The sequence below is a fragment of the Pedobacter sp. NJ-S-72 genome (assembly GCF_053890575.1).
In genome coordinates this window covers 392,090-407,371 of record NZ_CM132681.1, presented here as the reverse complement: position 1 = coordinate 407,371, position 15,282 = coordinate 392,090, and the positions used below count along the sequence as shown (strand labels likewise).

The 15,282-nt window shown below is 36.3% G+C and carries 25 protein-coding genes and 2 pseudogenes; 10 read left to right on the top strand and 17 right to left on the bottom strand.

The genetic code is table 11. From position 1 onward, the window contains the following. The first annotated feature begins 12 nt into the window (after positions 1-12). Together ACWYN3_RS02830 and ACWYN3_RS02825 are read left to right on the top strand one after the other, a co-directional pair. On the top strand, positions 13-375 hold the full coding sequence (locus tag ACWYN3_RS02830; protein ID WP_456223352.1) for a hypothetical protein: 363 nt from the start codon (positions 13-15) through the stop codon (positions 373-375). Beyond that, positions 270-524 carry a GNAT family N-acetyltransferase gene (locus ACWYN3_RS02825; protein ID WP_456219770.1) on the top strand — a complete coding sequence of 85 codons (255 nt, stop codon included), beginning with the start codon at positions 270-272 and terminating at the stop codon, positions 522-524. The genes ACWYN3_RS02830 and ACWYN3_RS02825 overlap by 106 nt, the downstream gene beginning before the upstream one ends. Here the strand turns inward: ACWYN3_RS02825 and ACWYN3_RS02820 are convergent. The 4 genes from ACWYN3_RS02820 to ACWYN3_RS02805 all read right to left on the bottom strand — a co-directional run bounded on the left by ACWYN3_RS02820 (position 517) and on the right by ACWYN3_RS02805 (position 1,831). Then, positions 517-915: a hypothetical protein gene (locus tag ACWYN3_RS02820; RefSeq protein WP_456219769.1), complete on the bottom strand. Its 399-nt coding sequence runs from the start codon at positions 913-915 to the stop codon at positions 517-519. The genes ACWYN3_RS02825 and ACWYN3_RS02820 overlap by 8 nt on opposite strands. Beyond that, positions 902-1,114, bottom strand: a complete 213-nt coding sequence (locus ACWYN3_RS02815; protein WP_456219768.1) for a hypothetical protein — start codon at positions 1,112-1,114, stop codon at positions 902-904. Before ACWYN3_RS02815 ends, ACWYN3_RS02820 begins: the two co-directional genes overlap by 14 nt. Then, complete coding sequence (locus tag ACWYN3_RS02810) at positions 1,111-1,263, bottom strand: hypothetical protein (RefSeq protein ID WP_456219767.1); 153 nt, start codon at positions 1,261-1,263, stop codon at positions 1,111-1,113. Before ACWYN3_RS02810 ends, ACWYN3_RS02815 begins: the two co-directional genes overlap by 4 nt. A gap of 166 nt (positions 1,264-1,429) precedes the next feature. Then, positions 1,430-1,831, bottom strand: coding sequence for a hypothetical protein (locus ACWYN3_RS02805; protein WP_456219766.1), 402 nt, complete (start codon positions 1,829-1,831; stop codon positions 1,430-1,432). Between the two features lie 295 nt (positions 1,832-2,126). Here ACWYN3_RS02805 and ACWYN3_RS02800 point away from each other — a divergent pair, with 295 nt between their 5' ends. From ACWYN3_RS02800 to ACWYN3_RS02790, 3 genes are read left to right on the top strand one after another with little or no spacing between them, the layout of a single operon-like run. Beyond that, entirely contained in the window at positions 2,127-3,776 is a 1,650-nt protein-coding gene (locus tag ACWYN3_RS02800; RefSeq protein WP_456219765.1) for an alpha-galactosidase, read from the top strand. After that, entirely contained in the window at positions 3,745-4,161 is a 417-nt protein-coding gene (locus ACWYN3_RS02795; protein ID WP_456222858.1) for an alpha-galactosidase, read from the top strand. The genes ACWYN3_RS02800 and ACWYN3_RS02795 overlap by 32 nt, the downstream gene beginning before the upstream one ends. Beyond that, positions 4,152-4,358: a GH36 C-terminal domain-containing protein gene (locus tag ACWYN3_RS02790; protein WP_456222857.1), complete on the top strand. Its 207-nt coding sequence runs from the start codon at positions 4,152-4,154 to the stop codon at positions 4,356-4,358. The genes ACWYN3_RS02795 and ACWYN3_RS02790 overlap by 10 nt, the downstream gene beginning before the upstream one ends. Positions 4,359-5,319: 961 nt before the next feature. Here ACWYN3_RS02790 and ACWYN3_RS02785 read toward each other — a convergent pair. Together ACWYN3_RS02785 and ACWYN3_RS02780 are read right to left on the bottom strand one after the other, a co-directional pair. After that, positions 5,320-6,045 (bottom strand): GNAT family N-acetyltransferase, encoded by a 726-nt coding sequence (locus tag ACWYN3_RS02785; RefSeq protein WP_456219764.1) that lies wholly within the window; start codon positions 6,043-6,045, stop codon positions 5,320-5,322. A gap of 2 nt (positions 6,046-6,047) precedes the next feature. After that, positions 6,048-6,542, bottom strand: coding sequence for a MarR family winged helix-turn-helix transcriptional regulator (locus ACWYN3_RS02780; protein WP_456219763.1), 495 nt, complete (start codon positions 6,540-6,542; stop codon positions 6,048-6,050). 810 nt (positions 6,543-7,352) lie between these two features. Here ACWYN3_RS02780 and ACWYN3_RS02775 point away from each other — a divergent pair. Together ACWYN3_RS02775 and ACWYN3_RS02770 are read left to right on the top strand one after the other, a co-directional pair. Then, a complete protein-coding gene (locus ACWYN3_RS02775; protein ID WP_456219762.1) occupies positions 7,353-7,724 on the top strand; it encodes a hypothetical protein in 372 nt (123 codons plus the stop codon). Between the two features lie 100 nt (positions 7,725-7,824). Then, complete coding sequence (locus ACWYN3_RS02770; RefSeq protein ID WP_456219761.1) at positions 7,825-8,157, top strand: DMT family transporter; 333 nt, start codon at positions 7,825-7,827, stop codon at positions 8,155-8,157. Between the two features lie 93 nt (positions 8,158-8,250). Here ACWYN3_RS02770 and ACWYN3_RS02765 read toward each other — a convergent pair whose 3' ends face one another. The 8 genes and pseudogenes from ACWYN3_RS02765 to ACWYN3_RS02730 form a co-directional block, all read right to left on the bottom strand. Beyond that, positions 8,251-8,439 (bottom strand): hypothetical protein, encoded by a 189-nt coding sequence (locus ACWYN3_RS02765; RefSeq protein WP_456219760.1) that lies wholly within the window; start codon positions 8,437-8,439, stop codon positions 8,251-8,253. 194 nt (positions 8,440-8,633) lie between these two features. After that, entirely contained in the window at positions 8,634-9,539 is a 906-nt protein-coding gene (locus ACWYN3_RS02760) for a sensor histidine kinase (protein ID WP_456219759.1), read from the bottom strand. After that, a complete protein-coding gene (locus ACWYN3_RS02755; protein WP_456219758.1) occupies positions 9,536-9,709 on the bottom strand; it encodes a hypothetical protein in 174 nt (57 codons plus the stop codon). The genes ACWYN3_RS02760 and ACWYN3_RS02755 overlap by 4 nt, the downstream gene beginning before the upstream one ends. 140 nt (positions 9,710-9,849) lie before the next feature. Continuing rightward, entirely contained in the window at positions 9,850-10,305 is a 456-nt protein-coding gene (locus ACWYN3_RS02750) for a rhodanese-like domain-containing protein (RefSeq protein ID WP_456219757.1), read from the bottom strand. A gap of 55 nt (positions 10,306-10,360) precedes the next feature. Further along, positions 10,361-11,409 (bottom strand): annotated as a pseudogene (selD, locus tag ACWYN3_RS02745) (selenide, water dikinase SelD). A gap of 9 nt (positions 11,410-11,418) precedes the next feature. Continuing rightward, the gene (locus ACWYN3_RS02740) at positions 11,419-11,787 is read right to left on the bottom strand and encodes a hypothetical protein (RefSeq protein ID WP_456219756.1); all 369 of its coding nucleotides are present in this window, start codon (positions 11,785-11,787) and stop codon (positions 11,419-11,421) included. Continuing rightward, a complete protein-coding gene (gene mnmH / locus ACWYN3_RS02735; RefSeq protein ID WP_456219755.1) occupies positions 11,745-12,467 on the bottom strand; it encodes a tRNA 2-selenouridine(34) synthase MnmH in 723 nt (240 codons plus the stop codon). Before mnmH ends, ACWYN3_RS02740 begins: the two co-directional genes overlap by 43 nt. A gap of 71 nt (positions 12,468-12,538) precedes the next feature. Further along, on the bottom strand, positions 12,539-13,114 hold the full coding sequence (locus tag ACWYN3_RS02730; RefSeq protein ID WP_456219754.1) for a hypothetical protein: 576 nt from the start codon (positions 13,112-13,114) through the stop codon (positions 12,539-12,541). A 152-nt stretch (positions 13,115-13,266) separates the two neighbouring features. Here ACWYN3_RS02730 and ACWYN3_RS02725 point away from each other — a divergent pair, with 152 nt between their 5' ends. The 3 genes and pseudogenes from ACWYN3_RS02725 to ACWYN3_RS02715 all read left to right on the top strand — a co-directional run bounded on the left by ACWYN3_RS02725 (position 13,267) and on the right by ACWYN3_RS02715 (position 13,791). Further along, positions 13,267-13,518 (top strand): DUF5690 family protein, encoded by a 252-nt coding sequence (locus ACWYN3_RS02725; RefSeq protein WP_456222856.1) that lies wholly within the window; start codon positions 13,267-13,269, stop codon positions 13,516-13,518. Then, a pseudogene (locus tag ACWYN3_RS02720) lies at positions 13,499-13,599 on the top strand (DUF5690 family protein); the annotation flags it as partial. The gene ACWYN3_RS02725 and the pseudogene ACWYN3_RS02720, both read left to right, overlap by 20 nt. A gap of 6 nt (positions 13,600-13,605) precedes the next feature. Continuing rightward, positions 13,606-13,791 (top strand): DUF5690 family protein, encoded by a 186-nt coding sequence (locus ACWYN3_RS02715; RefSeq protein WP_456222855.1) that lies wholly within the window; start codon positions 13,606-13,608, stop codon positions 13,789-13,791. 13 nt (positions 13,792-13,804) lie between these two features. Here ACWYN3_RS02715 and ACWYN3_RS02710 read toward each other — a convergent pair whose 3' ends face one another. The 3 genes from ACWYN3_RS02710 to ACWYN3_RS02700 are packed head-to-tail and all read right to left on the bottom strand — an operon-like array spanning position 13,805 to position 15,243. Then, entirely contained in the window at positions 13,805-14,215 is a 411-nt protein-coding gene (locus ACWYN3_RS02710) for an ABC transporter permease (protein WP_456219753.1), read from the bottom strand. Beyond that, positions 14,106-14,984 carry an ABC transporter permease gene (locus tag ACWYN3_RS02705; RefSeq protein WP_456219752.1) on the bottom strand — a complete coding sequence of 293 codons (879 nt, stop codon included), beginning with the start codon at positions 14,982-14,984 and terminating at the stop codon, positions 14,106-14,108. Before ACWYN3_RS02705 ends, ACWYN3_RS02710 begins: the two co-directional genes overlap by 110 nt. A 4-nt stretch (positions 14,985-14,988) precedes the next feature. Then, positions 14,989-15,243 (bottom strand): hypothetical protein, encoded by a 255-nt coding sequence (locus ACWYN3_RS02700; RefSeq protein WP_456219751.1) that lies wholly within the window; start codon positions 15,241-15,243, stop codon positions 14,989-14,991. Positions 15,244-15,282 lie beyond the last annotated feature (39 nt).

Here is a 15,282-nt window from a genome sequence, read left to right as displayed (position 1 = left end):
AAAATAAAATATATGCCGGTTACCAAAGCCACAGTCGCAGATGTACCTCAATTAAATGTATTAGTTAATAGTGCTTATCGTGGCGAAGAATCAAAAAAAGGATGGACAACTGAAGCCGACTTATTAGGTGGTATCAGAATTGACGAAAAAACCCTGACGGAATATTTCAGCAAGGATGCGATTAGTATATTAAAGTATACTACTGAGGATAACGAACAAATTTTGGGATCTGTTTATCTGGAAATAAAGGGGGCAAATTATACCTGGGGATGTTTAGCGTATCACCAGTACTCCAGGGTAAAGGAATTGGAAGGATCCTGCTTGAAGAAGCTGAAATTATCGCGAAACAATCAAATTGCCATACCATTACAATGACAGTGATCAGCAGTCGTAAAGAGCTGATTGAATGGTATGAGCGCAGGGGCTATCTTCCCACTGGCGAGACACAGCCATTTGAAGGTGATGGCCGGTTTGGAGAGATCAAACAACCCATTGAATTCATCGTCATGGAAAAGATTATTTAATTTTGATTTTAACGTAATAGCCACTGTCTGTAAACTGATCGGTTTTTAAAAAGAGTCCCTTGCATTTATAGAGTAATCTTTTTCTACTAATCAGCATTTCACAATAAGCCCCATGATGTTCTTTTTCTTCTGGTAAAATGAGTTTACCACCTCTAGGAAAGGCTTTGTAAGCATCTATATTTGCAGATTTTTTTGACCTGCCTACCCAATCGTTAATCAATGCATAATCGTCATAATCAAAGGATATATTGAGATAGCGATTCTCTTTTTTATTATACCAGGTGCCCTCAAAAGCTTTTTTGGCCGCAGTCATTTCAGTTTTAACCTGCGCCTCCGTTTCAAAAACAGTTAACAATATAAAAAGAGTTAAAAGTGCTCTAATACCGGACATCAAAACTGCCCTCCGCATGTTTGGCTGTAAAGATGAATTTATACTTTTCACCTTTAGGGTTTTCAATTTTAAGCTCATCGGAGACTGTTCCTGTTATATCTTTCTCATATACTGTCTTCGAATGCGATTTTAACGCAAGATGAAGTGTACCTTTTTTTAATGTTGCAGAATATTTAAAATTAAAAGCACCATTTTTCAAAAGTCTAACTTTGAAATCCTGTTTGCCATTAAAGTCTTCAAAGGTAGCATAGCAGTGACCAGGTGTATCACTACCCTTCCAGTTTTTTGTGATACCAGGCCATTGGAATAATAAGGTACTAATAATAATAAGAATTTAAAATTCATCATAACAGGCTTAATTTGATTGATATATTTACTGATGAAGGAATAACCATGCCAATGATAAATAACAACTCAACACACTCAAAAACAACGCTTTAAAAAACAACACATGTTCATTTCTGAACAATCACATGTACACAAGCGGACATGTGATTGTTCTTCTGGAAATCATTTAATACCCCTGCGGATCAAAATATGCCACTATACTCAATTCCGCATCATCTAAATCCTTCGCCTTTTTGAAATAATCCGGTGCCCTTTCTCGTGTTTCAGCAGAAATATTCATCATGGCAATTCCTATATTTAAATATAAGTTCTTATCAAATGTACCTATAAGCTCCGCTTTTTTCAGATGCATCAAAGCTTCTTCATATTTGCCCTGGTCACATAACAGCATACCTATATTGGTAAGCACCAAAGTATTTTCAGGAAAACTTAACAGCAAATCAGTTAGGATATCTTCTGCTTGCTTTAAATGAACTGATGAATTTGGATACCCCCACAGACCATCATTTAATTCCTTAATCAATTCCAATTTTTGGTTTAGCATCCTGTCTGCTGCGCTATTTTCCATTTAAATTCTGCTTTAATTTAATGACGGGCAATAATACTTTTAATGACAAGTTTACCCTCTTGAACTTATAATTCGGATTGTAAAGATAACTGGCCACTTGTCGTAAATTTATACTGTTCTGGCGATAAACCCAATATATTTTACTCTAGATTTCGAATGGAAAGATGGAAAAATCATCAGTTACCATATCACATCAGCAAAACCATCTAAGGTTAAAGTGAAAATTAACGGGCAACTCAAAAAAGTTATGGCTTCAAAGGTTTAGCTTTATTATATTCAACAATATTTCAATTAAATGAATCAATTACTCAAATCTGCTTTATCAAAAAGCTTTCTCATCTCGCTATTTACGATAGCATTAACAGATCAAAGCCGGGCACAAAATATTATTATTCCTATAGAAACTGCTCATAATGCAATGGTACTGCAGGCAGATGAGAACAAGAATTTAAAGAACATTTTTCTAGGCAAGAAACTGTCGGATTCTAATGAATATGATTTCATTAAAACCGTATATAAACAAACCGAAGACTATACTGGTCTATTGAATTCGGCATATACACCATCCGGATCAAGAAACCTGGTGGAACCAGCTATATCAGTTATCCATGCTGATGGCAATATGTCTTTGGATTTAAGATATATCAGTCACAAATCAAGTCGTTTAAATGATAATATATCCCTGTTAACAGTCTTATTGAAAGATCCTGTTTATAATTTTGAAGTGACCCTATATTACAAATCATATTATAAAGAAGATATTATTGAGCAATGGAGTGTGATCAAACATAATGAAAAGGGAAATATTACCCTGCAAAAATTTGCTTCTGCCAATTTGTATCTTAAAGCACAGAGTTACTGGTTAAAACAATTTCATGGCGATTGGGCTAAAGAAATGCAGCCCGAAGAATCTCAGCTGACCCACGGTATAAAAACACTGGATACCAAGCTGGGCACCCGGGCCAATTTGTTTATGCCCTCCGTTTTTATGATCTCTCTGGATAAACCAGCTGGCGAAGATGAAGGCAATGTATTATATGGAGCCCTGGAATGGAGCGGTAACTTCAAAATTGATTTTGAAGTAGATTTTCAGGACAACCTGAGAATTATTGCCGGCATGAATAATTATGCATCCCCTTATGTTTTAAAGCCCAATGAAGAATTTGCAACGCCAGCATTTTTATACACCTTCTCTGATCAGGGGAAGGGTGAAGCCAGCAGAAAACTCCAAAGCTGGGCCAGAAATTATAAACTGCTGGACGGAAAAGGTAACAGACTCACGTTGTTAAACAATTGGGAGGCTACTTATTTTGATTTTAATGAACAAAAACTAAGCGGATTACTAAAGGATACCAAAAAGCTTGGGGTAGATTTATTTCTGCTGGATGACGGCTGGTTTGGGAATAATCACCCCAGAAATGACGACCATGCAGGATTAGGCGACTGGCAGGAAAACCGCAAAAAACTACCTAACGGGATTACTTCGCTGGTTAAAGAAGCCAGTGCTAATGGTGTTAAATTTGGTATCTGGATTGAACCCGAAATGGTTAATCCTAAAAGTGATTTATATACGAAACATCCGGATTGGGTGGTTAAACAGCCAAAAAGGGAAGAATACTATTTCAGAAATCAGCTGGTGCTGGATCTGAGCAATCCTAAAGTACAGGATTTTGTATATGATATTGTAGATTCTTTGTTCATTAAGGCGCCTTCCCTCGCTTATATAAAATGGGACTGTAATGCAGTTATTTACAATGCTTATTCTGCCCATTTAAAAAATAACCAGTCCCAATTTTATATTGAGTATGTACGCGGGCTATATAAAGTGCTGGAAAGAATACGTGCCAAATACCCGCTTATACCTTTAATGCTCTGCTCAGGTGGCGGCGGCCGGGTAGATTATGGTGCACTGAATATTTCACACAGAATTCTGGCCAAGCGATAACACCGATCCGTTAGAACGCATATTTATCCAATGGGACTACTCCTATTTTTACCCTGCTATTGCCAGTTCAAATCATGTGACAGACTGGGGTAAACAACCCATTAAGTTTAGAACTGATGTAGCTATGATGGGCAAGCTCGGCTTTGATATTGTAATCAGTGAGTTAAAAGCAAATGATTTAAAATTCTGTCAGGATGCAGTAAGCACTTATAATTCGTTAAAACCTGTGATCTGGCAGGGTGATCAGTACCGTCTGGTTAATCCGCATGAGCAAAATATGGCTTCGCTGATGTATGTAGACTCCACTAAATCAAAGGCAGTTATATTTAATTACCTGGTTAATTACAGGTATGGAGAGCGCAGTAAAAAAATCCAATCAGGTTAAAAGGGCTTGATCCGAATAAAAAATATCGTCTGGAGGAGATCAACCTTTATCCGGGAACTAAATCTGCTATCAAAAGTGAGCAACTGTTTTCTGGTGATTTCCTAATGAATATTGGGTTTAATCCAGAAGTAAATACGAACAGGACAAGTGTCATTGTGAAAATTACAGAGGCTATATCAGACAGGCAGAATCGTTAAGATTTTGCCTGTCTGATATCAAAAAATGCGCTCTTTTCTAATATAACAGAGCCCTCCTTCTACAGCTCAAACCTCGCTGCATTTATAATAATTTTCATGGATCTAATATTTCTCAATTGTCTGGAAATGCAGAATAACTGGTCTCCTTCCATCCTGTTTTTATATAAAAAAAAATAACCATAAAAGAATATACTTTTATATAAAAAACTCAAATAATTAAATAACGATAATATTTTTTACTTAAAAATAAGCATATTCATAAACAACAACTTAATTTAACTCAAAAACATGAAAAAAGAAACATGTAAAAAAGCCATTAAAATGCTGTTTATGCTGATCTGCCTCAGTATTGTCATTTCTTCCTGTAAAAAAAAGAAGGAATTGCTACGACACCAAAAGCCGGAGATGATATTAAACAGCTTACTGATTATCTCACCAGTAAAGGGTTCAAAGCCGAAAACATCGTTTTTAAAGATGGAAACTTCATTCTTGAAAAGGACATCATCATTACACGAGAAGAACTTACAACGAGGATGAAAAACGAAGGTACTTCACAAACAGAACATTGGAGGGGCCTTATCTGATCAAAGATCCTTATCAAAAGAACATTAAGTATTACATGGATTCGGGGGTACCATTTATATGGAATAGTGCCGTCGTAGGGGCAATAATGAATTGGAATAACATGGAAGATCATTTTTATACGACACTCAACATGTCACTATTAGCATCTAGTACCGGGGGCAGATGTGAGGATATTCATGGGATATGAGGATGCGAATTGGGTTGCACGTGCTTACCATGCCAACATCAAACGGCAAAGCTGGTAAAAGTATTGAAATTAACGCCAAATACAATCATTTGCCCAGTAGTGTGAAAGTTTTTTTGCTATTCCTTTCTAAATCAAACCGTCTTACGTTTTAATAAGAGGATGTTTACAATGATCAGGAAATAAAAGGTATTAAAGCATAGTATCTCCCAAATATTTCAATTTTACCAAGGGTAAATTTATCCTGATTTCAAAATCCAGGTGTTCATAAATTTTTATTGCCCTGATGTTAGAATCAACTACATGTAAAAAAGGAGTATTTCCTTCTGCTAAGTTTTTGCTGCATAAAACATTTAATAACCGCTGTGCATATCCGTTACCCGTATGTTCAGGATGTGTACAGACAGCACTCAATTCCGTAAAGCCCTTTAATTTAAATCGTTCTCCCGCAGCTGCGATTAAATGGCCATCTTTTTTAATGCCATAATAATTTCCAAGTGAAGAGGTTCTTTTTTTAAAGAAACCAGGCTGAACGAGGTTGATCAATTGAAACAGTTCATCAGCATCATGAACAGAAAGTTTGATTACTCCCTCCATGCTAACAGTCTTAATAGCATCGGGCGTATAGACCATCTGTAAGCAATTCAAGCGATTCAGGATCTCCCAACGATCGGGAATACGCTGACCAGCAGCATCTTTCAAAAAGACTTCTTCACCTGCTTTAAAATAAGGTTCTATTTGCGTTAATAATTCACCGTTTGTACCTGTCATTCCCATAAATGGAATAGTATCTTCATTGTATCTTTTAATTTCTGAGGTACCACTTGAGAAATTTTCATGAACGGTTACTAAAGCGTTCATGATTGGATTATCCAATAATGACAAATGCGTCTTCATAGAATGTATTTTCTGATTCATAATTAAGGAGTATTTTTTGAGGCTTGCAGACTGAGATATCTTTGATAATATGTCTTCTCTTTCAGCATTTCCTCAAGCTTTTCTATATGCTGTAAAAGATGCGTCTGCTGTTCAAATATTTCTTGATTTAAAGCAATAATATCATCCCAAAGCACCCGGTATCTGGCTAAATCCTTTTGCCCTTTTTTCGTTAATTTCAACAGCCTCTTCCTGCTATCAGTGGATGATTTTTCAGATTCTATATACCCGATATTTTCTAAACTTTTGGCAATATGAATCACCGCAGGATGCGTTAGGCTTAGTTCTTTTGCGATATCTGAAATGCTGATACTGCTCCTTTTGCTCATTAGATAGTAAAGGATAAAATCTTTTGTTTCTAAAGGCAAACCTTGTTCCTTATAGATCTGAGTCATATCATTTACCAATGACTCGTACAACCGGCGGAGCCTGGCACCGATGGCGAATGAACCTGATTCATTAATAATATTTGCTACCATTGCACATATTTACGTAAACATTTACGTAAATATATACAATAATTAAACTATTCAAAGAATCGTATTCATTTTACCAGAAAAGATTGATAATCATACAAAGGAATATGTACGAGAAATCCGTATCTTTTATAATCCACTATGGATTAATAAAAACATTTATAAACGTCATTTTAAATTTTTATTTGAAAAATAATTTACAACAAGTTTAAGCTTGTTGTTCGGTAAAAATTGAAAAATATCTTTAGTGCCTGTGAATGGTCTCCGAATGACGCCTGAACAAAGTGGCTTTAACGTGCTTGTTATCAGCTGCTTGTGACAAGCTTATTTTGAATGTTTTTCAAGTCAGTTCTTTTGTTTTTAAGGCGATTTAAGCCGGTGATCAAACCATTAAAATAATGGTATTCGTATATCCCAAAGTTATCTTCTTCAAAACACCCACTGCAAATTCCATATCCCTCTCATTTATCGAAGCACAACCAAACCTGATCCCATTATGCTTTCATATCTTTCCCTTTATAATAACTGCTTCCTGCAAGCTGTAATCCCGTTAAACAAGCACTTTTAATCACTTTAGAAATAGGAAAATTTTCTCTAAATTTCAACCAAAGAGCCATCTCACCCTGTGGCTTCGTAAAATTTATGACCCCAATGATCCAGCCACTGTCAGACTTTTCACCTATTCCGCCGTTTTCAAGTGGCCTGTCAGCTAGATGCCTATTGTATTACCATTAATCGTATTGGGTGGAGGTTATTATCTGGCTCAAATATATTTATGCTGATTCCGGATCATGTTACTAAATTTGTAACCAGATGGGAAGTTTTAAAAGAAATCTTCAATGTTATGGAGTTTTATCGGAGGAAGCAGAAACCGCTTTAGAGAAGAAAATACAGTATAAAAAAAACAAGAAGGGAGATTTTCTCTATAAAGCCGGGCAAATGCCTACTTCTTTATTTGTATTGAACTATGGTTCTTTAAAGAACTATTACAGTCTGAAAAACAAAGTTTTCAACTCCTGGTTTCTCTTTGAAGATATCTTCTTTTTTGCAGCGAATTCATTATATGGCGGGAAACCAATTTTTGAGAATTCAGAATTCATGGAGGACTCAGAAACAGACATTAGGGAATATTGCTTCTTATCTTGGTATCACTTCCGAAACATTAAGCAGACTAAGAGGGATTAAGTATTTTTTGATCTATATCAAAAAATAGTGCATTTAATCGTCGTTCCTTTGTCTTACTAATTAAATCATGTCGGGTTCATCTGACAAAAAAAACAAATAAATGAAATCATACTTCTTTTTATTTCTAGCCATTATCTGTGAAATTACCGGAACTACATTTTTAAAAAAATCAGAAGGTTTTACAAAATTGTATCCAAGTGCCATATCTGTTGCAGGTATATTATTGGCCTTTTATTTTTTAAGTATAGCCATTAAGATCATGCCAGTAGGAACTGCTTATGCAATCTGGTCTGGTGTCGGTATAGTTTTTATCACAATTATTGGAATTTTTGTATACAAACAGGTGCCTGATACAGCAGCGATTATAGGCATGTCTTTAATTGTTGCCGGCGTAATAGTCATTAACTTGTTTTCTAAAGCAGCGGGACATTAGAAAACAATTGTACTTATTTCCTAACGATTGATTTCAGAAAAGGCAGGAAAGAGATCGTGAAATTTGCGTAAGGTGTTGAGCTCCTTTTTTCTCTCAATAAAATAATTGGATGGTGCTTTCTTTCCCCTGTTCAAATATCCTCGAAGATAAAGTTGTGAATAAACCAGCACTAACACCAAACAGGAACTTTTTTGAGACTTTATATTCAAAGGTTGGCCCTGTTTTAAGCTCTGTTGTTGAATGGACTGCATCACGCGGCATCGAAGGTTGATTGAATGACATAAAAGTCTGCGTACCTGTCAGCTCAGTCCCAACTGACAGCCAGCTTTTTTTAGACAGTTGTAGCTGCTGTTTGTACAATCGGCACTGTAATGCCTACAAATTCATTTACTTTGCGAATTGAAGATAACTCGTCTGTTACACCAGAGATATTCGCTGAAAAGATAACCTGATGACCAAATAATGAATCTACTCTGTTATAGCTTAGGGTAAGTGTAGATCCTGATATGTAGTGGCTGTTCAGGAGAAACTATATTATGCTTTACGGCATTTTCAATAAGCAACTGGAGCGAAAGTGTAGGGATCTGGTAGCTGAGAAATTCATCAGGAACATGAATGGAAATTTTTAGCGCATCTTCAAAACGCTCCTTTAATATGTACAGATATGATCTCATAAAAGCCAGTTCGTCTTTAACACTTGCCAGATGATGTTCATTGAAGTTAAGCAGATAACGATATACATTGGCTAACTGAAGCACATAAGTTTTAGTTTCCTGGTCTTTAGCGATGGTTTTTAAGGTGCTTAAAGAATTAAACAGGAAATGAGGACTGACTTGCTGCTGTAACGATAAAAGCTGTGCCCTTAATTGCGCTTGTTTGAGCATTTCATTTTCAAGCTTCGATTTTTGCAGTTGAATATTAATCTGAACATTATAGATGATAATATAGGTAAATATGCTTACGAAAGAATCTTTGATCAGATTGACCAGCAGAAGATTCTGATTATTACCATAATTTGGCGAATCGGCGATTGATAATCTTGTATGATACTTTATTGATAAATAATCTAGGGCAATAAAAACACTAATTACCAGTACATTACTGATAATTCCTTTGGTTAGAATGTACTTCTTTTCAGCAAAATAAAGAATAAAATAATTGTGAATAAACCAGCAAATAGAAATATTTCCGAAAGACCTGAGCATACCTCCGGCAAAAGCTTCAACCTGATTAATAAAATTGACTTTTAAATCGTCCACCTCTCCATCAATTTTATTATTATAGGCTTCATCAAATTCAACACCAGTAATAGCATTAAGTATATCAACATTATGGAGGTTAAGCAGTTCAATAAAATCTATAAAATCCTGCTCAAAAATCATAATTTTCTTTGATGAACTACTTTTTCAATTTTATCAGGAAAAACACCATCAATCCAGGTGAAGTAGTTCTTTCTTAAACGACTTACTTCAGCTAGTCTTTCAGAAACAGTCTTGCTTAACCAAAACAGAACATCAAGACTATCTTCATCTTCCATTTTAATATGGTTCAATCTTTCTTTCGTGTTTTATGTTTTTGAAATCCTATTTAATAAACTTTACGCCTGATTTCTCTAGTTCAAAAACACGAAAAAAGCCTAACAAAAGCTATTTCCAGGTACCCATAATTATTCAAATATGCTAATTCCCGGCCCTACTCTACAGGATACCCCTTATCGATCCAGTCAATTTTGATATTTGTTGGCAGATCCAATAATTTGTAATTAGTAAATTTCTGATCTGCCAATGCTTTAAATGCAGGTCTTATATTCGGGCATTTACCCATCGGACAGCATCCGCAGTAAATCACAATAGATTTATTTTTAGGCACTGTCTTCAATATCTCCTTCAGTTTTGCCAGATTTTCTGCTTCGCTTGCAGCTCCCACGTTAGTTGCTCCTTTGATATTTTGAACAACACCAATATTATAAATTTTAACGTCTGCTTTTTTACTGATCAGGTTAGCAAGTGTTTCGGGTGCAATCAGCTGATCCTCCTTCCAGGGATTACTTTGCAAAAAAGGTTTTGATATCTGTGCAAAGGAAACAGCGGTTCCAGATGTGAATAGCAACGCTATAAAAGATATTTTCAATAAAATGTTCTTCATCATAATTTGTTATTTATTGAGATTTCAGTCTTATCGAAATCTAAGTTTCATTGAAGTTTTAAATTACCCTAATTAAATGTTCATTCTCCGAATTTTCCAGCCAGCCAAAGGAAACCAAATGATCATCCGTCAGACCCTGTTCCTTCAAAAGAAATTCAAACTCTTTAACTCCACCTGCCTCTACTGCAACCAACAGGCCTCCGCTTGTTTGAGGATCTGCCAGGATAAATCTTTGATGGTCTGTCAGGTTACTTACTTTATGTCCGTAGCTATTCCAGTTTCTTTGTGTACCACCCGGATAGCAATTCAAATTAAGATAATAAGGCAGTGAAGAAATCACAGGGACTTTATTAAATTCAATAGTTGCCGATAAACCACTTCCATCACACATTTCGGCCAAATGACCAAGCAAGCCAAAACCTGTTACATCGGTCATCGCTTTTACACTTGTTAACTGACCAAATATTTCGCCCAGCTTATTCAAAGTGACCATACTTTTCAGTGCAATTGCTGCATCTTCTGGAAGCAGAACACCTTTCTTTTGTGCAGTAGATAATATACCTACACCCAACGCCTTTGTTAAATATAACCTGCAACCAGCAGTAGCTGTAGAATTTTGTTTGAGTTGTGGAATATTGACAAGCCCATTTACTGATAAACCGAAAACTGGTTCCGGACAATCTATACTGTGCCCCCCGCAAGTGAAATCCCAGCTTCAGCACAAATAGATCTTGCTCCTTCTAATACTTTCTGTGCAATTTCAGGGGCAAGTTTTTCGATCGGCCAACCCAAAATCGCAATAGCCATTACCGGTTTCCCGCCCATAGCATAGACATCACTAATTGCATTTGCAGAGGCAATTCTGCCAAAATCATAAGGATCATCCACGATAGGCATAAAAAAATCCGTAGTTGAAATTAATGCTGATCCATTACCTAAATCAAAGACTGCTGCATCATCCCTTTTATCATTTCCAACTAAAAGACGAGGATCATTTGTCGCTGGAATTGTACTATGTAAAATTTTGTCAAGTATAGCAGGGCTGATTTTACAACCGCATCCTGCACCATGAGAGTATTGAGTAAGTTTTATCTCTTTCGAATCCATTTCTTTGATTTATAATTGTTTTTTGGAATCCAGTTCCTTTATTGACACCAGCATTTTAGCAGCATTAGCGATGATATCTGTACTATCAATATCTACTGTAATAATCTTTTTTTTATCCCGCTTGTTCAGCCCGGTTTTATAGGTTTTATCATAATAAACCAATACGATACGGATAAAGTCAGGCATCCGGTCTTCTTCAATGGCCAGAATCGCATTTTTAGTCTGCTCAGGGCCCAATCTTTTCCAGATCCGTTCAGTGCATTCTATTAAGAAGGCTTTGTCTAAAGCTCCGTATTCACCAGCCAGCAATTTGACACGGTGTTCATGAGGAACATTCAGATTGAGTTGAGTAATAGCGAGTTTCTCATTTGATACCAAAAGGGATTTGGTATACATCTTTTACCGATAGTCAGGCTTTCATCTTCTACCCATATCCGGCGTTCCTGATCAAGTTGATTCAGCTCAAAAGCGAAGTTATTTTCGAATTGTTCCTGAGTAGGCTGCACCATTTTATTCATGGTGCCATAAGATGATCCCTGGTGCTGAGCCAGCTCTTCTAAATCTATTATTTGTTCTTTAGCAGATTCGAGCTGATGAAGTAGTTTAGTTTTTCCCGAGCCGGTCATCCCCCCAACGATGATCAGTTGATAGGTTTTTTCAAATTGTGTGGCAGACCATCTTCGATAGTTTTTATATCCCCCTTCAATAAGGTAAACTTCAAAACCATATAAATCAAGTGCCCAGGCCATTGCACCACTTCTCATCCCCCCACGCCAGCAATGAACAGCAATCTTTTTTGCCGGGGATATTTCCAGGGCCTGTTTAATAAAAGATGACCATTTATTGCCCGTCAGATCAAACCCTAATAAGATTGCTTGTTCTCTTCCAACCTGTTTATAAGTAGTCCCGACAAGAACACGTTCTTCATTAGTGAAAATCGGGACATTGAAAGCACCAGGTATTTTTCCCTGTTCAAATTCAGCAGGCGTTCTGACATCAATTAAAGGAATGGGTTCAGCTAAACAGATAAAGTCATTAATAGAAATCGGTTTGATCATATTCTGGATTTGTACAAGAATCCGTAAATATGATCAAATTCCCGAAATTACCCGCTCTCCGGTGTAAAAGGTTAGTTATATTTTACACTGCTATCATAAGTATCATCAATGACCTTGTCTTTCCACTCTTCTTTCCGTTCAGCTAATAACTTCGCAATACTTTCGGTGCTTAACTCATTAGTTCTGTTATAAGCAGCTATATAAACTGATAACTTTTCTTCTACAGCTTTTATACTGTTTGTGAAGTCTATAAAGTCTTTAATCATCCGTTTACGTCCGCTATGCGACTTAAACAGGATATCATTAAATCTAAAATATCTATGTGCTAAATTATTTCTCATGACTAACACATTTCTAAACTCTTCCATATCAGTATCACTGATATGATAAGCTTCCTGCAATAAAGTAGTCATAATTCCAACCATCATTTTGCTATGGTCGTACTTAGCCCAGATGGCCTCATACGCATCTTGTGATTCAGGCTTGTTTTTAACTATATCATCTATAGCTAACATATTGATTGTCTGCTGCTCTAAGGTTTGCCCCATATATATCGCCCTGCCATAATGTGCATAAAGCAATAAAGCCTGCTCACTTTCTTTTAACTCGTATTCTGCTATTGCTTCCTGGTATGATGTATGTTTCATTAATCTGTTTGATAGGTTATTTATCCTTATAACCTGTTTAACCGCAATTATGTTCTATTTTAATTCAATAATATTCAGTTTTATTTCATGTGCCGATTCTTTTATTTTGCAAAGATCTGGCCATTATTTTTCACTTCACCCAATGACTTTTTATTTTAGGCCCCAAAGTCATTAGCCAGGTCTCGTTTGAATGTGGGACATACATAGGGCTCTCTCTCTGGAACCTGGATTATAAAGCTGTTCTGATTATTGCGCAAGTGTTTGGCTACATGCTTTCTAAATTCATGGGCATTAAAGTCATTTCAGAACTTAAAGTTTCCGGCAGAAAAAAGTTTATTAATGGATTAATCCTGTTTGCTGAGCTTGCACTATTGTTTTTTTGGAATGGTGCCCTATCCCTATAATTTTTTCTTTCTGTTTCTTAACGGCTTGCCTCTGGGCATGGTCCGGGAATTATTTTTAGCTATCTCGAAGGAAGACAATTTACCGAAATGCTGGCGATGGGCATGAGTATAAGTCTGATTGTGTCTTCAGGGATCATCAAAGTTTACATGTGTGACTCTGCGGGATATCTTGGAAGTGTGGGATTATTATTCTACAAAGAATTTTTCATGAAAGATATCAGCTGGGCAAAAGTACTCATGCTTTCTTTTTTTTTAATAGAAAATACGCTATAAGAGATCATGATTTTTATGCAGAGGCTTCTCCTGCTTCCATTTCGTTCCGTGTTTTTTTTTTCAAAAGGATATAGGACAGCATCGCATAAAAACAAAGCTGAATGCATAAAATCGTAGTATAATCGGTAATATCACCCAATGTACCACTTTGAAATAATAATATTCTGTAACCATTAACAAAGGGCATCATTGGAAAAATATAAGCAAATAATCGTGCAGCCCATCCGGTCTGATCAAATGGCCAGCTATAACCTGATACAATATATACTGTCATCGACAATACCATTAAGAATTGTACAGCTCTTAACTGGGTTTTAAAAATGATACTGGCTACCATCCCCATAAATGTAGCGGAAGCTACAAATAAGAAAAAAATCACCGCGGCATCTCCCATATGTTTCGGAAATGGCTCCTTGAAAATCACATAGAAACACGCTAAGATACCGGCCAGAACTATTGATATCATCCAATAAGGGAACTACTTTGATGGCCATCATCATGGATACAGACTTACTTTTCTGACACAATTCTTTAAAAGTACCCGCTTCATATTCTGAGGTAAAACTCAAAGCCATAACAACAATGGTTACGGTTTGCAAAATAATAGCCAGGTAAGACGGCCAGGAATAAATCATGTAGTTTGAAGCTGGATTATACAGACGAAAAGTGTTTGAATGAAATGCCTCATATTGATTCGCCGCTACAGCCCCCGGCAGCCCCTGTTTTTCCATCGCCCCTATTTTTATACCCGCATTTAATGTACCGCCTGCAGTTAGCAAAGCCCGGGATATATAACTTGAAGTCATTAAATTCGCATTGTTTACATAGGCATTGATTTCGGGATGCCTGTTTTGTAAAATATCAGCTTCAAACCCATCTGGTATAACTACAGCTGCCATCGCTTTATCATTCATTAAGACAGTGCGCATTTCTACATTTTCATGTTTAACTGCTACGACCTTTAAGACATCCATATCATTGAGCATATCAATAAATCTGGTACTCATTGAAGAATTATCTTTATCAACTACCATGACGGGCAAATCGGTGAACTTACCTTTTTGATACATAGCACCAAATATGATCCCATACAAAATTGGCCCGCCTATAAACAGCATAACCATGATCGGATTATTTTTAAATAATCTGAATTCTCTGCCGGTTAATGATAAAAATCTTTTAAGTCTGTTCATAGTTTTATTCTTCGGCTATTGCTTCTTTTGAAATCCGAAGGCTCTTTCTGATCTTTAATTTCAGCAGTATAAAACTGAGTAAAAAATATACAGCTATTAATATAAGCTGGTGCTGGATAAAAGGCATTACATCATGGATATTGGCTCCTTCCAATAATAAAGCCCTCAAACTTTTCAAGTACGGTGTTAAGGGGATAATTTTACCAAAACCTTCCAGTATTGCAGGAGCCTGATCTGCTGGCCATGTAAAACCTGACACTGTAAATGCAGGTGAGGCGATACACAAAAGCAGTTCTGT

Excerpts from the sequence above, each read along its gene's own strand:
- ACWYN3_RS02830 (WP_456223352.1), top strand. The coding sequence starts at position 13 with ATGCCGGTTACCAAAGCCACAGTCGCAGATGTACCTCAATTAAATGTA.
- ACWYN3_RS02825 (WP_456219770.1), top strand. The coding sequence starts at position 270 with ATGTTTAGCGTATCACCAGTACTCCAGGGTAAAGGAATTGGAAGGATC.
- ACWYN3_RS02820 (WP_456219769.1), bottom strand. The coding sequence starts at position 915 with ATGTCCGGTATTAGAGCACTTTTAACTCTTTTTATATTGTTAACTGTT.
- ACWYN3_RS02810 (WP_456219767.1), bottom strand. The coding sequence starts at position 1,263 with ATGATGAATTTTAAATTCTTATTATTATTAGTACCTTATTATTCCAAT.
- ACWYN3_RS02805 (WP_456219766.1), bottom strand. The coding sequence starts at position 1,831 with ATGGAAAATAGCGCAGCAGACAGGATGCTAAACCAAAAATTGGAATTG.
- ACWYN3_RS02800 (WP_456219765.1), top strand. The coding sequence starts at position 2,127 with ATGAATCAATTACTCAAATCTGCTTTATCAAAAAGCTTTCTCATCTCG.
- ACWYN3_RS02785 (WP_456219764.1), bottom strand. The coding sequence starts at position 6,045 with ATGAATCAGAAAATACATTCTATGAAGACGCATTTGTCATTATTGGAT.
- ACWYN3_RS02780 (WP_456219763.1), bottom strand. The coding sequence starts at position 6,542 with ATGGTAGCAAATATTATTAATGAATCAGGTTCATTCGCCATCGGTGCC.
- ACWYN3_RS02775 (WP_456219762.1), top strand. The coding sequence starts at position 7,353 with ATGGGAAGTTTTAAAAGAAATCTTCAATGTTATGGAGTTTTATCGGAG.
- ACWYN3_RS02770 (WP_456219761.1), top strand. The coding sequence starts at position 7,825 with ATGAAATCATACTTCTTTTTATTTCTAGCCATTATCTGTGAAATTACC.
- ACWYN3_RS02765 (WP_456219760.1), bottom strand. The coding sequence starts at position 8,439 with ATGTCATTCAATCAACCTTCGATGCCGCGTGATGCAGTCCATTCAACA.
- ACWYN3_RS02760 (WP_456219759.1), bottom strand. The coding sequence starts at position 9,539 with ATGATTTTTGAGCAGGATTTTATAGATTTTATTGAACTGCTTAACCTC.
- ACWYN3_RS02750 (WP_456219757.1), bottom strand. The coding sequence starts at position 10,305 with ATGATGAAGAACATTTTATTGAAAATATCTTTTATAGCGTTGCTATTC.
- mnmH (WP_456219755.1), bottom strand. The coding sequence starts at position 12,467 with ATGATCAAACCGATTTCTATTAATGACTTTATCTGTTTAGCTGAACCC.
- ACWYN3_RS02730 (WP_456219754.1), bottom strand. The coding sequence starts at position 13,114 with ATGAAACATACATCATACCAGGAAGCAATAGCAGAATACGAGTTAAAA.
- ACWYN3_RS02715 (WP_456222855.1), top strand. The coding sequence starts at position 13,606 with ATGCTGGCGATGGGCATGAGTATAAGTCTGATTGTGTCTTCAGGGATC.
- ACWYN3_RS02705 (WP_456219752.1), bottom strand. The coding sequence starts at position 14,984 with ATGAACAGACTTAAAAGATTTTTATCATTAACCGGCAGAGAATTCAGA.